Source organism: Xenorhabdus bovienii (genome assembly GCF_024721015.1).
In the GTDB taxonomy this organism is placed as follows: domain Bacteria; phylum Pseudomonadota; class Gammaproteobacteria; order Enterobacterales; family Enterobacteriaceae; genus Xenorhabdus; species Xenorhabdus bovienii.
On the sequence record NZ_JANAIF010000048.1, the window covers coordinates 1 to 16482 of the forward strand.

Annotated in this window: 11 protein-coding genes and 1 pseudogene; all 12 read left to right on the plus strand. The window is 43.0% G+C overall.

What is annotated here, in order from left to right; translation table 11 throughout:
* Nucleotides 1–127 precede the first annotated feature (127 nt).
* A pseudogene (gene tpx, locus NXS07_RS12985) lies at nucleotides 128–514 on the plus strand (thiol peroxidase); the annotation flags it as partial.
* A gap of 487 nt (nucleotides 515–1001) precedes the next feature.
* On the plus strand, nucleotides 1002–2918 hold the full coding sequence (locus NXS07_RS12990) for a type VI secretion system Vgr family protein (protein ID WP_258086884.1): 1917 nt from the start codon (nucleotides 1002–1004) through the stop codon (nucleotides 2916–2918).
* Nucleotides 2919–2952: 34 nt separating this feature from the next.
* Entirely contained in the window at nucleotides 2953–5547 is a 2595-nt protein-coding gene (locus tag NXS07_RS12995) for a DUF2169 family type VI secretion system accessory protein (RefSeq protein ID WP_038192076.1), read from the plus strand.
* Complete coding sequence (locus NXS07_RS13000; protein WP_038192074.1) at nucleotides 5544–6617, plus strand: pentapeptide repeat-containing protein; 1074 nt, start codon at nucleotides 5544–5546, stop codon at nucleotides 6615–6617. The genes NXS07_RS12995 and NXS07_RS13000 overlap by 4 nt, the downstream gene beginning before the upstream one ends.
* Before the next feature lie 14 nt (nucleotides 6618–6631).
* Nucleotides 6632–7294, plus strand: coding sequence for a DUF3540 domain-containing protein (locus NXS07_RS13005; RefSeq protein WP_038192072.1), 663 nt, complete (start codon nucleotides 6632–6634; stop codon nucleotides 7292–7294).
* A gap of 20 nt (nucleotides 7295–7314) precedes the next feature.
* Entirely contained in the window at nucleotides 7315–7716 is a 402-nt protein-coding gene (locus tag NXS07_RS13010; protein ID WP_038192069.1) for a DUF4150 domain-containing protein, read from the plus strand.
* Nucleotides 7717–7870: 154 nt separating this feature from the next.
* Nucleotides 7871–8380, plus strand: a complete 510-nt coding sequence (gene tssJ, locus NXS07_RS13015) for a type VI secretion system lipoprotein TssJ (RefSeq protein WP_038192078.1) — start codon at nucleotides 7871–7873, stop codon at nucleotides 8378–8380.
* A gap of 26 nt (nucleotides 8381–8406) precedes the next feature.
* The gene (tssK, locus tag NXS07_RS13020) at nucleotides 8407–9750 is read left to right on the plus strand and encodes a type VI secretion system baseplate subunit TssK (protein WP_038216246.1); all 1344 of its coding nucleotides are present in this window, start codon (nucleotides 8407–8409) and stop codon (nucleotides 9748–9750) included.
* Nucleotides 9751–9793: 43 nt separating this feature from the next.
* Nucleotides 9794–11005: a DotU family type VI secretion system protein gene (locus tag NXS07_RS13025; RefSeq protein WP_038216244.1), complete on the plus strand. Its 1212-nt coding sequence runs from the start codon at nucleotides 9794–9796 to the stop codon at nucleotides 11003–11005.
* Nucleotides 11006–11017: 12 nt separating this feature from the next.
* On the plus strand, nucleotides 11018–14524 hold the full coding sequence (gene tssM, locus NXS07_RS13030; protein WP_258086885.1) for a type VI secretion system membrane subunit TssM: 3507 nt from the start codon (nucleotides 11018–11020) through the stop codon (nucleotides 14522–14524).
* 157 nt (nucleotides 14525–14681) lie between these two features.
* Complete coding sequence (tssA, locus tag NXS07_RS13035) at nucleotides 14682–15737, plus strand: type VI secretion system protein TssA (RefSeq protein WP_258086886.1); 1056 nt, start codon at nucleotides 14682–14684, stop codon at nucleotides 15735–15737.
* Nucleotides 15738–15927: 190 nt separating this feature from the next.
* On the plus strand, nucleotides 15928–16479 hold the full coding sequence (gene tssB, locus NXS07_RS13040) for a type VI secretion system contractile sheath small subunit (RefSeq protein ID WP_238098434.1): 552 nt from the start codon (nucleotides 15928–15930) through the stop codon (nucleotides 16477–16479).
* Nucleotides 16480–16482: the final 3 nt, after the last annotated feature.

Here is a 16482-nt window from a genome sequence, read left to right on the forward strand (position 1 = left end):
GGCGGCGGTGTGCAGGTGTACTCATGGTTAATCAACTCTTATGATGGAATGGTGGGGCATTATTATTGCACGAAATTCCTCATGACGACACCATCTAGACTTTCTCTGTTAATGCAACAGAACCACATTAAGCCACTACGCAGGTAAACGTAAAGTGCTTAATATCTTCCCAAGCATTGATACCGGTGTTTGTGCCACATCTGTCCGTAAATTCAACCAACTTGCCAGCGAATTGGATAATACTGTTGTATTGTGCGTTTCAGCCGATTTGCCTTTTGCTCAGTCTCGTTTTTGTGGCTCTGAAGGCCTGTCCAATGTTGTCACCCTTTCTACGCTACGTGGCTGGAAATTTCAGGAAGATTACGGGGTTGCAATCAGCGAAGGCCCATTGGCTGGACTGACTGCACGGGCTGTCGTTGTTCTGGATGAAAATAATCAGGTTATTTATAGCCAGTTGGTCGATGAAATCACCAACGAACCTGACTATGACAGCGCATTGGCAGCACTGAAATAATTGTTTTATTATGAATAATAGTCTTGTTTTAGTGTTTTAACACAGCAACCTATTGTTTTTAAATTTATATCTGGCGACGATAAAATCACAATGAATAATTTTATCGTCGCCAACTTATTTTATATAACCCCACCTAGCGGTTAAGAATAATTAACCAGTACCAAAATTCTCTTGTCCTTTTCAATTGAAAAACATTTTTAAATCAAAAAATTGTCTTCATTACTACGCTAGTGGCCGCCTGTTTTACAACCTTCCCCCCTTATTCACACAATCACATTGCCAATAACTAAAAAGAAATATCCGGTATAATTTTATTGCAAAATAATTTTTTATATGAAATATTGCATATCGATTAATACCATCTTGCAATCAAAATAATGGCTGTCTGGGTTAATCGTAACAATCAGTAGACAAAGTATTTTGATTTGTTTTCTGAACCTTAACCTAAAGGCTCATGCGGTAGCTTTGGTCTCACAAGGAGATTTCAATGGAAAGGATCATTATAGCTCACTCCTCATTAGGCGATGAATCTCTGCTATTTAAGTCATTGAAAGGAAAAGAAAAATTATCAACTATTTATAGTATTGAAGTGGAGCTTTTCAGTGAAAAGAAGGATCTTGACATCAAAGAGTTACGAAACAAACCCCTGTCAATAGAGATAAAAAATTCTACAAACATTTCAGAAAAATCCCGCTTTTTAAGTGGAATTATCCGTGAAGCCACTATCTGTGATTATTATGACCATTACTACTATTTATATAAGGTGATTATCCAACCTGAGTTGTTCATTCTCACTTTAAACAAAGATTTCAGAATCTGGCAGAAAAAGACGGTGCCTGAAATTATTTCAGACGTTCTTAATAAATATAAAATAAAGTTTAAAAATGAACTCAATGCGAAATACCAGCCATTAGAATATTGCACCCAATATAAAGAAACTGATTTCGATTTTTTGAGTCGGTTAATGGAACGTGAAGGGATTTATTACTATTTCCAACACGATAAGAATGATCACACGCTTATATTGGCTGATTCCCCCCAATCCCATTCAGCGTTACCAGAGCAGGCTTCTATTGAATATTATCCAAGCCATTTTTCACCGAGAAACAAAGACAAAAATTATCTATACGACTGGATTGTAAGTTATTCAATCAATCCCAAGTTCTATACCATGAGTGACTATAACTTCCTTAAGCCAAATGCACAGCTAAAAGAAACTCAGCAGAATCCAGATCCGACAGTACCAAAAACAGAACTGTTTGAGTGGCCAGGGAATTATACCGAAAATGCGCAAGGACAATTTTATGTCCGAATACTACAACAATCCTATACCGCGCAGGATCTGTATATAAAAGCAAAAAGCATAGAATCCGGCATTGCGCCAGGCTACACCTTCACATTATCAAAAGCCCTGCGGGATGGAGACAACGGCGACTATCTTATTGTCAGTGCCAATTATGAGTTTCATGAAAATCCCTATATTCTGGGAGACAATACGGCTGATGCCGACAACATAAATAAAATTATCACTGAGTTCACCGCCATCCCCGCTAAAGTCAACTGGCGTGCTCCTCGCACAACATCATGGCCCATAGCAGGTACTGAACGAGCTACCGTTGTCGGGGCAAGCGGCAAAACCATTTGGACTGATGAACATGGCAGAGTCAAACTCAAGTTTCACTGGGACAGAAGCGATATAAAAGACGATAAAAGTTCCTGTTGGGTACGGGTATCCAACAATTGGGCGGGATCAAAGTTTGGGGTGATGCAGGTGCCAAGAGTGGGGGAAGAAGTTATCGTCAATTTCATTAATAACAACCCAGACGAACCATTGGTTGTGGGGCGCAGTTTCAACCAAAACAATATGCCTCCCTGGGAATTACCCGCAGAAGCCACCAAAATGGGGATAATGTCACGGAGTTTAGAGGGCGGAAAAGATAATGCCAGTTACTTGTTGATTGATGATGCTCAAGGAAAAGAGTCCTTCGAAATACATGCCGAGAAAGACATGACAGTCTCAGTGGAACACGATCAAACCGTTTCCATTGATGGGGCGTCTATCACAAAGATCAAAAACAAACAACAGACTACCGTGACCAATGGCAAGGAAGTCGAAGTCACCAGTGGTGGTATTCAATATAAAATTACTGACGGATATAAAGCAGATATCACGGGTGATAAATCAGAAAAAATCAGCGGCTCTTATCAGTTAGAGGTTGGACGCAATTTTGCTAACAACATCAGTGGAAATTACAACCTGAATATTACGGGGAATAAGAAAGAGTCAGTGACAGGAAACGCCGAAATTAAAGCAAACAAGTTGTCCTTGGCATCGAGTACCACAATAGATATTAACGGTGCAGCAAAGATTTCCATAACGGCGGGACTCATTCTATTGGGTTAATTGCTCAATTAAAAAGATTTATTCGGGGCTTTCAATGAAAATTATCAAACCTCTGCGCTTAAGTCTGCTACATCGCCCTTATTACTGGCGGCAACATCACTATCTTGGTGTCTCCATTATGGCTTTAACTGATATGGGTGCCTCCCCTCGCCTGCGGCCTGAGCCTGAACTTTGGCAACTTGCAGAAGCTGAACTGAAAACCACTAATGGCGTTGTCGATCTCGCCATCCCTAAATCTTCCGCTGAATTTCTTGCAACGGGCTATGCCTATACTCATCACCAGCCTGATAAAACCACGTGTTCTGCACGTATCCAGATAGAGCAATTGGATAAGACACTGATTGTCTCTGGCGATCGTCATTGGATTGGCGATAAGCCATCCACGCCGCAGGCATTTGAACAGATGCGGTTGGATTGGAGCCGTGCTTTCGGGGGAAAAAATTATGAAGAAAATCCATATGGGATCGGCTTTACGCCAGAACTACAGGAAAATGGCCTCGAAACTCATCGATTACCTAATGTAGAAGCCCAAAACAGACAACTTTTGTCACTGCAGGATACCCCTAATCCTGCGAGTTTTTGTCCCCTCGAATTTGGGTGGCCGCGCCGTTTCACCCGTATAGGGAAAAAATATGACAAAGAGTGGCTGGAAAATGAATTCCCTGGTTTTTCCCGTGATATCGACTGGCGATTGTTTAATGCTGCTCCCCGCGATCAATGGTGGGAACACTATCAGACGCTGCCAGAAAACGCAGCATGGCGCATTTGGAATATGCATCCTGAAAAACCCATGCAAGAAGGCAAGCTGCCACCGTGGCAGGCGCGTTGTTTCATCAAACGGCTGCGTGCTGACGAAGAGATTTTCGAAGAGATTGCCATGCGCAATACGACGGTGTGGTTTTTCCCTCATCGGGAACAGATGATCCTGATTTGGCATGGTTACACACGTGTTAATGAAGATGATGCGACTGATGTTTTACACATGCTCTCCGCAATAGAACTCAATAGCGAAGCACACTCAGAAAATGACTACCTTCAAGTACTTAACCAGCGTACAGAGAAAGAAAAAGGCGCATTATATGCTCTGCGAGAAAAAGACCTGATCCCTGAAAGCATTATTGGCCCGTGGATAGATACAGAGCAATCGGAGCATGGCAGTCCTTTGAGGGAGAATTTGCAAAATCGCGAGAAACGCCTGCGTGAGCAACACAAGGAGCGCATGGCTAAATATGGAAAAGATATCAGCACACTAATAACTCCCTATATTGAACAACCCGCTAATCCCAAAGCGGATGAATTACCTGAATTTGTAGACAAAATAGAGCAAGAAGCTGCCCAAAAATATATTGCAGCCGAGCAGCAACGGGAAAAAATTCGCACAATCGCTCAAGAGCAAGGTGTTAAGGTGGAGCAGGTAGCGATGCAAAACGCCCCCAGAGGGCCACAAAACTTCCACCAAATACGGGATATCTTGTACCAACAGCAAGAAAGTCAAAAACAAGTTGAGCCAAAATCAATAGAACTTAACGATAAAAAACTGACACAGATTGAACAATCTCTGCATAAAATGTATCTGGCCTCTGCACAGACACAACCGCCAGCCCTGCGCTTGACCGGGGATCTGTCACAAATTATTCGCAAGCAAGTCCAGCGTATTATGCGGGAAGGGGGCGATTTCCGTGCAATGGATTTTACCGGAGCAGACTTATCAGGAATGGATCTACAAGGAGCCAATTTTTCCGGTAGTTTGCTGGAAAGTGCCTGTTTCAATAACAGCCAATTGGATGGCGCAGATTTCAGTGAAGCCATGTTAGCCAGAGCCGAGATATGCCATGCTTCCCTATATGGTGCAAAACTGGATAATGCCAGTCTGGCACAGGCAAAATGTGAACAAAGCGATTTTTCAGCGGCAAGTTTTAAAGAAACACAATTGCAGGAAACGTTGCTCAACCATTGCCGATTTAATCATGCTATCTTCACGGATCTCTTTTTACAAAGAACCTTCATCAAACACTGTCGTTTCCAACACTCGCAATGGCAAGGCTGCATTTTTATTGAGATGATGCTACCTGCCCTAAAATTTAGCTATGCCAGCTTAAATAAAGTTTCCTTTATCAATTGCCTGCTGGAGAACGCCATTTTTGATCACGCTGTACTCGAAAGCTGTTCATGGATAGAAACCGAAGCAGTGGCAATCCGGTTTCGATCAGCCAAACTGCTAAACTGCGTGTTTACCATGAAAAGTGTGCTTAATCAGGCTGATTTCGGTTATGCCACATTAACGGAATGTAATTTACGCCAGACACCTTTAGTTCAGGCCTCTTTCCACTCTGCCACACTGAATAACAGTGATTTTAGCGAAGCCAACTGCCAATTGGCTGATATGCAGTATTTAAATACCACCCAAAGTATATTTATCAGAACGAATTTTAAGAATGCATTGCTGAATAATGCCAACCTGATCGGCGCTTTTATGCAGAAATGTACTTTTTGTAGCACTGACTTACACGAAGCTAATCTGTTCCGCGCTGATATGTCCCAGTCCATCATAGACGACTCCACCTTGATTCATCATGCCTATACACAACGTATCAAAACCTTACCCAAACGTGATCAGGACGTGATATGAGTATGCTGACAGCTAATGAGATCATGGCTAAGATCAAACAGGGAGACGTCATTGAACAAGTCAATTTGCAGGGGATCTCGCTGGTTGGACAAAACTTATCAGGAGGCAGGTTCTGGGCTGTAGACTTTTCAGATGCCAACTTCTCCCATGCCATTCTTGAAGAGTCAGTCTTTACTGAATGCCTGTTTGAAGAAACGGTCTTCAATTCCGTCAGGTGTGAAAAGACCTTGTTTGAACAGTGTAATATGATACGTGCCATGTTCAATAAGGCCACACTGAGCGCCAGTGTGTTCGACCAATGCGTCTTAAAAAAAACACAGTTTAAAGTCACAAAACAAAACAGTACCCAGTTTTCATCCTGCCAATTGCAATATGCTGATTTTATTGAAAATGAATTTGATCGCGCCACCTTTATCAACTCAGTATTGCATTACGCAACATTACGCAATAGTCACTTTTTTCTGGTCACCTTTTTTCGTCAGGACTTAAGAAAAACGGATTTTTATGCCAGTCAGTTCATGAAAACCCTTTTTTTTGAATGTGACCACCGTGATCAAGATTATCGAAAATTGCAATTTCAGGCCTGTCAATTTACAGATAATCAACTTGATGCAGTGAATTTTAATCAATCCAATTTGACCCATTGCAATTTTAAGGGAAGCTCTCTGCAAGACGCCCAGCTTTCGAATGTCAATGCAACCCAAGCGTTATTCATCAATGCCGATTTAACGCGTGCATGCTGCCATAACAGTCTGTTTAATGGAGCTATTTTTATTGGCGCTTGCCTTGAGCGGACCGATTTTCGGCAAAGTCAACTACAACAAGCCATCATGCAAAAAGTACGGGCTGTCAACGCACAATTTGTGAATTGTGATATGACCTATGCTGATCTCTCTTATGCCAACATGAATAACAGCGACTTTCGGGCAGCACATTTTATGAGAACGCTTTTTCATCGTACTCAACAGGTTGGAGCATTATTCTCTGACCGTCAGGGCATATTGGAAAATGATCCTGAACTGTTTGCTGCTGAAGAGTGGAGTACACAACAACGTCAACGTAAGATTTAAGCTGGGGAATCAATATGGTGAAATCTTCTTACGCTCTTTCTTCATCGACTCTTGTTACGGAACAACGATATACAGAACAACCACAGACGAAACAACCCAGTCCATTCCCATCGCAACAAATTGTCGGCCAAGTCGTCAATATTTTTCAGGACGGCAAATTAATGGTTAAAAATCAAAATCATGGGTGGCATTGTCGACAAGCCGCCAGTTGCCTATTGGCTCCTGCAATGGGTGACAGGGTGCTACTTGTAGAAGCCGATGAACAACTCTGGATACTGGCGATATTAGAACGGGCAGAGCAACAAGATCCGGCTGTAATCAAGGTATCAGGCGATTTATCCATTATGGCTCAGGGGAATTTGAACCTGAGCAGTAACGGGTTAAATATCACCGCCGAAAATGGAAATTGCCATATTAATGAAATGCAATACAGTGGTGGATCCTTGTCTGCCTGGGTCTCCGTCTCGAAGATAATAGGCAATCAATTTGAATCCGTTTGGCAAACTGTAACCCAGTTGAGCCATCGTCTTTTTCGCCATACTACGCAAACAGAACAAGTGCATGCAGGGCAATTAGATATGCAGGCAGAAAACTACATGCGACTACATGCCCAAAATACCGTGATAACCGCCAAAGCAATCACCAAAATAGATGCTGAACAGATCCACATTGGATGAAAAAATAAAAAGGAAACATTATGTTTGCCAATACCCAAGGCGGTGGCACAGATCTGGCCACCCCAGATATCTGCCTAACCCCATGCCCTCTAGGTGCCCCAGTACCGATGGTGTATCTCAATATTGCACAAGGTACGAATGGCATTTGTGCCAGCACGGTCAATATTCTCTTTATGGGAAGTCCAGCCCATAACATGGCGACAATGATTGCCATGACGAATGGAGATAATCCGGGGGTGAATTTGGGCGTTGCGTCCGGGACGGTGATGGGACCCTCCCGCCATACGCTTGGAGCCAATAGCGTCTTGATTAAGGGATCACCGGCAACCCGGCTATCAAGCCCTACCCTACAGAATTCAACCAATGCGGTAGGATCACGTACCGTCCCCAGCCAGACAAAGGTCGATATTTCAGGGGCATGATCTCCCCTGCATCTTGTAAAGATGGGGGAAATTCATGGTCAATATAAAAAATGCCAGCCACACAACTCCACCTTGCAGTGATAAGACATTCTCCCGCGAGATAATTGGGCATAAATTCGCGAACAGATATCGATTAAGTTTCAAGTGGGCAATGATGGCAATACTGTTTCTTCACGTACTCGTATTTAACTTAATAATATTTAACATCCTCGTATTAACAGGGTGTTCATCATCCGAGCAGAAAAAATCGCTCCCTTACCAATTGATTTTTCGTGCCACAAATAATGTGAATGACTCAGCTCCGCTGAAAATACACGTTATTTTGTTGAAATCGACTTCAGAGTTTATGTCTGCTGATTTTTTTTCACTGCAAGGTCATGCTCAGGCTGTACTGGGTAATAAATTGATTAATTCTGAGCAACTTTTTTTACTGCCTTTTCAGCACAAATATTTTTTGTTGGAAAAAAACATACCAGAAGCCAACTCTATCGGCATTCTTGCTGAATATAAGCAATTGGATGGGAAAAAATGGCGTATCGCATTACCGGTTCCCATTCCTGAGCCTCCCGCTTTCTATAAGTTTTGGACATCACCGCCAGACACATTAGATATATGCATTCAAGTCACCGCCAATGGCCTAAATTTCATCGATAAATGCAATTAACGTTATGCCGTAAGAGAAGGAACTATATGAGCAGATCAGAAAAAGTTATCTGGACAGAAGGCATGTTCTTACGCCCTCACCACTTTCAACAGGCCGAAAACTATCTGGAGACTTATGTCCGCGATTGGGGTATGGCTCAAAGGCCATATTACTGGGGCTTTTTAACGTTAAAGTTAGATCAATCATTGCTCGAACAGGGCAAGGTCATGGTTGCATCAGCCAGTGGAATTTTTCCTGACGGAACACCCTTTAATTTCACCGAGACGCACGCCCCTGTTCCATTGCAACTTGCAGAAAATCAAACTGGAGAAAATGTCGTATTGGCACTGCCGATCTTTCGCGGAGGAAGGGAAGAGATCATTTTTCAGGAAAGAAAAGACTCTATGGCACGTTTTGTCAGCGTTGATGCCGAGGTCAATGATTTTAATGCCATGTCAGTCGGAAGTACCACCGTGCAATTTGGCCGAATGCGCCTGCGGTTGATGTTGGAATCAGATCTGACTCCGGAATGGACGTCACTAAGTATTGTGCATGTTATCAGTAGAACCCGTGATAATAAATTGCTCCTTGATTCACGCTTTATTCCGCCCTTACTCAACTGCCATGTACATCCACAACTTGTCGGTTTCATTAATGATTTACAGGGATTGCTGGAGCAACGCCGCCAACAGACAAGCCAGTGTTTGTTACAATTGGGGCAACAAAATAGTTCGGAAATCATGTATTTTCTTTTCTTGTCATTAGTCAATCGTTATAGAGGCCAAGTGAGCCATACCCGGAATATTCCCTTACTGCATCCAGAACGGTTATTCAGTGAATGGCTGCAATTTGCCACCGAACTGGCAAGTTTTTCCCAATCACGGATACCAGAAGAGAAACTTCCGATTTATGACCATGACAATTTGCAAGTCTGTTTCAACCACCTCATGTTTTTATTACGCCAAGGGTTATCCATTATTCTGGAAGAACACGCTCTCCAGTTGCCTTTGACTGAGTATTCTCATGGGCTGAATGTGGCGACCTTAACTGACGCCAATATGCTAAATACATTCAGCTTTGTATTGGCCGTTTATGCCGATATGCCGAAAGAAACACTCATCTCCCGTTTTCCGGCACAGATGAAAATTGCCCCTGTTGGCCGCATACGTGAACTGGTTCAGTTACAGTTACCCGGTATCCCGATCAGTGCAATGCCATCCGTTCCCAGACAAATTCCCTGGCATTCCGGTTACCTCTATTTTGAGTTAGAAAAAGAGGGTGAACTCTGGAGCCAGATGGCAAAATCCGGTGGTTTTGCGTTACATCTGGCAGGTGAATTTCCGGGTCTGCACATGGAATTTTGGGCTGTTAGAAATCAGTCCAAGAGTTGACGCCTCAAAAATCAGAATCAAAAGAACAGAGGTCACTACACCTATGACTCCAAACACTCCCAACAGGCATACGGAGCTTTCTGGCGACACTTGGGATAATCCATTAGTCACTGCCGCTAACCCTCTATTAAATAGCATTCCTCAGATCCGCCATGATACCGAGTCCCCGGATCCAACCGTTCTACGGCAAAAACTGATCGATGAAATTCGCCACTTTGAACTGAAATGCCAATATGCCAAATTGCCTTATGAAGTCATTATCGGTGCACGTTACTGTCTGTGCACCACATTGGATGAAGCGGCAGCACTGACTCCGTGGGGCGTTCGCAGTGTCTGGTCCGGCAGTGGATTGCTGGTCACGTTTCACAACGAAACATGGGGAGGGGAAAAATTTTTCCAGTTATTAGCGACGTTATCCCAAAGTCCCCAAAAAAATCTGTTGTTGTTAGAACTCATTAACTTTTGTCTCCAGCTTGGGTTTGAAGGGCGTTATCGTGTCATGGATAATGGGCGAACCCAGTTGGAAACCTTGAAACAGCGCCTGTTCCAGTTAATTCATTCCGTTCGTGGCAATTATCCGCCTGAATTATCACCTGCATTGCAAAAAATCGTGGCGCCAAATCATCCCTGGCAATCGTCTTTCCCTATTTGGTCCTATATCGCGGTAACCTGTCTTATTGCATGTATTCTGTATATCGGGCTGAATTGGCAGTTGGATAATATAACCAGCCCAATATTGACGAAAATATATCAAGTCAATTTGCCCAATATGTCCGTTGATGATCGCGTTTCTTCTTTCCTGCCGCCGGTCTTAAATTTACAGGATATGCTCAGACGTGAAAGTGCTGCGGGATTATTAAATGTCGCGGATTTGGCTGATAAAAGTATCGTCACATTAAGGGGCGATGGTTTGTTCAAGACGGGTTCCACTCAAATAAAAAATAATTATCTTCCCGTTATCAAACATATTGCTGAGACCATGAACAACATCGAGGGGGAAATTTTAGTAATCGGCTATACCGATGATGTTCCCATTAATAGCCCCAGCTTTTCATCCAATTATGCCTTATCACTCGCCAGAGCCAAGTCAGTAAAAAGGGAATTCGAAAAATATCTGGATCACCCTGAACGGGTAAGAACAGAAGGAAGAGGAGAAAGTGATCCCCGATTTCCAAACGATACGCCCAGTCATCGAGCTAAAAACAGACGGGTTGAAATCATTCTGTTAATTTCCCCTACACATCAGACAACGTGAGAATACGGAAATATGTTGAGCGCCATTGTTGCTATTTTTACCAGCCGATTAATGTGGAGTTTCCTCGGCATCACCGCCATCTCTTCCATTATCTGGTTTATTGGTCCCATGACTTCTATCGGTAATACCATACCTCTTGAATCAAGTACGGTACGAATAATTATCATTGCCACATTATATTTTGTCTGGCTCTTTATCCAGTTAGCGTCTCACTTATATCAGGTTTGGCTGAATAAAAAACTTTCTGACCCATTAAACAGAAGCAATGACAAGAGTGAACAATTACGAAATTCACAATATACAACATTATCAGAACACTTTTCTGATGCTTTACGACTACTGAAAAATGCCTATTTTTATGGTCCAGAGATCCAATATAAGCCGAAATGGAAACCTTTTTTCGATCGTCGATATCGGTATCAGTTACCTTGGTATGTCCTGATTGGTGCCCCCAACTCAGGAAAAACAACCCTCCTGGCAAATTCGGGCTTGCACTTTCCATTATCAGATCATTTCGAAACAGTTTCCTCAAACGAGATAAAAGAAACCGATAATTGTAACTGGTGGTTCACCAATCAGGCTGTCTTACTGGATACGACCGGACGATATACCACTCAGGACACACTGCACGAACAAGATGCCCGTGAATGGAAATGTTTTGTCAATTTGCTGAAAAAATATCGCACACGCCAGCCACTAAATGGCGTCATTCTTACCATTAGCGTAGCGGATTTATTAAACCCCTCAAAGAAAGTACGTGACCAACACGCTTATTTATTACGCAGACGACTGTCAGAATTACATACACAGTTCAAGATCCAATTTCCAATCTACGTCATCATTACCAAGATTGATTTACTGAAAGGGTTTGCGGCTTATTTTACCCATTTTGATAAAACACAGCGCGATCAAATATGGGGGTTCAACTTCCCGTGGAACAAAACAGGCTGGGATCTGAAGGACGTTTTTGCACAGCAATATGAGCTGTTACAAACTCGATTAAATGCAGAGCTACCCCATATTTTACTGCACCTAAATGACCTTCAGCAGTGTGCTGAAAGTTACCTGTTTCCACAAGAATTTGCTGCACTACAGCCATTAATTGCCCAACATCTTGAAATTGCATTCGCTAAATCAGGTTTTGATATTCCTTATTCACCACGTGGGCTTTATTTCACCAGCGGCGTACAGGAAGATCTCTCTCATCAAGGGTATTTCCTAAAAAATCTGCTGGAAACGCTCTTTCAGGAAGCAGGCCTTGCCAGTCAAAATCGTTGGTGGGTGTACAAAAACCGTCTATTAAAGGGACTAGGTTATATTATTCTGGCTGCGATCCTGGGGTTAATCATCACCTTATTTTTTACCAGTTATAACAACAATAAAAATTACCTGACGGAAGTTCAGGATAAAATTTTTCCTATTCTGAGCCAAAGTGCAGCATTAAAAAAGAGCAACAACGACATCGATATTTATACCCTGCTGCCTATTTTGAATAAAGTGGCTGGTTTGGCAAAAAGTGAAGCATTCTCTCCTGATGATCCCCCTTTGTCATACCAAATGGGGTTGTATCGTGGTGAACAAATCAATGATGCCAGTTTGACACTGTACACGAAAACATTACAAACCTTATTGTTACCGCAAGTCGCACGGTTAATAACGTCTCAATTGCACCAAACCAACATCGATAATATAGATGACACTTACAATACGTTGAAAGCGTATCAAATGTTATGTCAGCCCCAACATTATGACGGTAAGTTCTTACATCGTTGGGTGATGCAATATTTGCAGGCTCATTTACCCCCCACTATTTCACCAGCACAATTACACCAAATTGAGGGGCATCTGCGCCAATTATTGGAATATCAGGTCGTTACTTTCCCTTATGTTTGTGATAACCGACTGATAAAACAAAAACAGATTTTACTTAGCAAGATCCCACCAGCACGACTCATTTATATCCATTTAAAACAGGAACTATCGGATAACCCCAATTTATCGCCAGTCAGCTTAACAACGCTTGCTGGCCCAGAAGCCGGATTGGTTTTCTCGCGCATCAACGGTACACCGATTACCCTTAATATAGCGGGGATGTTTACTCCGGCGGGGTATCAAATGGGGATAGGTAACAATCTCACTACCCTCATCGATAAGTTAGACAGTCAAAATGCATGGATACTGGGCCAGTATGCAGAAATATCAACCCCAAAAGAGCTTGCCCTTTTAGTACGAAAATTTTATCTCCATGATTATCTTGAACAGTGGGATAAATTTCTGTTCGACATCCGTCTAAACAATATTGACAGCCTGGAGCAACGTTCCAATATGGCCCAGTTGCTGGCTTCAAATGCTTCTCCCATGCGCAATCTGCTCATTAATATCAGTAAGAATGTCAATCTGAATGAAGGGTTAAGCGATAGCCAATTTGATAAAAAAATCGGTGAGTTGGTCAGCCGTAAAGCAGGTTTGACAAAAGTCGTACCTAATCCATTCATGTCAGGAGATAACCCCCCCACCCCAGAACAAGAATTGAGAGAACATTTTGCCCAAATTATTGCATTGGCAAACAATCCAGACGGTAAAAATAAGCAAATTCCCTTTGATCATGTTCTCAGCCAACTTGCCAAATTACACGAATATCTGGATTCAGTACAAAATGCTACCAATATAGGCATACCCGCACCATCGGATGAAATTATCACCCAACTCCAAGCCACGGCGGAGCGATTGCCGATCCCATTCAAGGGCATCATTTCCTCGTTGGCAATGGGGGCTAACAGTGATACACAAGCCAGTAACGTAAAGAATCTCAATAAGCAACTGAATACAGAAGTCCAAGGCTTTTGTCATCAAGCGATTGCCAACCGCTATCCGCTGACGCCGTGGGCACTTGATGATATCAGACCGGATGATATGGCCCGGATGTTTGCGCCACAAACGGGGATCATGGATAGCTTTTTCCAGAAAAATCTGGTGGGAAAAGTCGATACATCTCACGAAAACTGGCGCCTTATACTGGGGACGGATAGCAAAGCATTACCGGAAAGTCACAAATTACTCCTGCCATTCCAACAAGCCCAGATCATTCGAGATACTTTATTCAGCAACGGCTCGCGTATCCCTTCATTTCGGGTCATCGTCCGCACCGTAAATATGGATAAAGAGATATTGAGTATGATACTGGATGTTGATGGCCAGCAATTGCAATATAGCCACGGCCCACAAGTTTCGCAGTCACTCAATTGGCCTGGCCCAAACGGCTCCAATCAGGCTCGTATCCAATTAAATTTAGATGATGGGACAACAGCGAGTCTCATCACTTCCGGCCCGTGGGCATTAAATCGCTTAATTGACCATGAGCAACACCCGACAGGAAAACCCGCCACAAATAATCATACAAGCCAGCGTGTGACATTTAATATCAGCGGCCATCATGTCTCATTGGAATTTATTCCAAACAGTATTCTCAGCCCGTTTCAACTTCCCCTTTTCGTCTGTCCCAAGCTGATTAATTCATAAAAATAGATGGCCTATACCCATCCAACTTCACGTTGCCGCTTGCAAACTCATGTGAGTGTTTATACCTCTGCGCGGGGAGGTATAAGGCGCATCTTGAAAGGCGATGGCTATATTCAACCATCAATATTTTCAACTATCAGAAAAAGTAAACCTTATTATGAACATCGAAACCTTACTCGAACCCGTCAGCATCGAATCTCCTTGTGGGGAAAATCTGGAATACGATCCTGAATTTATGGCATTAGAACAATCCTTGCTTGGAAAAACGGAACAGCAGTTTGGTGATATCACTATTCCAGCGGAGCCACCTGACTGGATACAGGCCGAAAAACAAGCCATTAGCCTACTGAGGCGGACCAAAGATCTGCGCATCATCATGGCACTGACACAATCATGGTTGCAAATGCGGGGATTATGTGGCTACGCAGACGGCCTGAATCTGCTCCAGCAGACACTGGAACGCTATTGGGATGAAGTTTGGCCGAAATTAGCGTTTGAGGGGGAATATGATCCCCTATTTCGCCTCAACATACTTGCCGCTATTGAGGACGATTCTCCTCTTTCGTTGCAAGCGCAATATTCCACTCTGTTGCGGAACGCGTCAAAGGAGTTGTCATTGCTAGAGGTTTGCTCATTACTGGATGGCACGATAAACGAAATCAGCGGCTATACCGGCGGGCGAACCCGATTACAGGAGGAGTTAAAGCAGCAGGCCAGTAGTCCTGAAGTTTTGGCCGTGATCCGTATTCGGGATCACCTCATTGCAATACTCGACATTATTCGTCAGGCATTCTCAGAAAGCTATGTTCCTGAATTGTCTTGGTTAATAAAACAATTAAATAAAGTGATTGAATTTTGCCCTTCCCTCTCAAAAACAAGGCATCGCGATAAGGAGCCAGACCCCAAAAATATTCTTGACTCAACAACATGTTCGGAACAGAGAACGCCTGCATCGACATATTCAACCCATGCGGTATCTGCTTCTTGGCATACCATTGAAGCCAGCAGCCGTGATGAAGCACGCATGTTACTAGAAAAGGCTAAAAACTATTTTGTCGTCAATGAACCCAGTCACCCTGCCCCACATATGATTGCCCGCATTCAGCGGTTGATTAATCGTGACTTCGTTGACATTGTTTATGATCTTGCCCCAGATGGACTCAACCAGCTCGAAATCATTTTTGGTCGCCCAGACAATTTTGACTCGAATTAATCGTCGTGTTCTCAACAATCTATCAAGCCATTTGTCGTTTTATATCCATCCAACTTCAAGTTGCCGCTTGCAAACCCATGTAAGTGTTTATACCTCCCCGCTACGCGGGGAGATATCACGCATCTTGAAAGGCGACTGCTATATATCCGATTAAATTAGCTAATTATTAGCCAGTAATGGAGAATTTGTCATGAAATCCAGTGGACAAAAGTTTATTGCTCGAAATCGTCCTCCGCGCGTACAAATTGAATATGATGTCGAGCTTTATGGTTCAGAACAAAAAATTCAATTGCCGTTTGTTATGGGGGTGATGAGTGACTTAGCAGGAAAAACATTAGAGGCTCTACCGGAAGTGAGTGACCGCAAATTCATGGAAATTGATATTGATAATTTTGATGAGCGCATGAAATCAACACAGCCCCGTGTTGCTTTTCAGGTGGACAATACCCTAACAAATGATGGAAAACTGAATGTCGAATTAGTCTTTGAAAAGATGGAAGATTTTCAGCCTGATGCGATTGCTAAAAAAGTAGAACCCCTAGCTAAGTTACTGGAGGCGCGAACCCAACTAGCAAACCTATTATCCTATATGGATGGCAAAAGCGGCGCAGAACAATTGATCGCCGATATCCTGCAAAATCCTGCCCTGCTGAAATCACTGGCCGATGCCCCAAAACCCACCGAAAGTGTTGTTGATACAGAGAGTACGACCAACACAGAAGAGGCTGAAAATAAGGAGTAATTC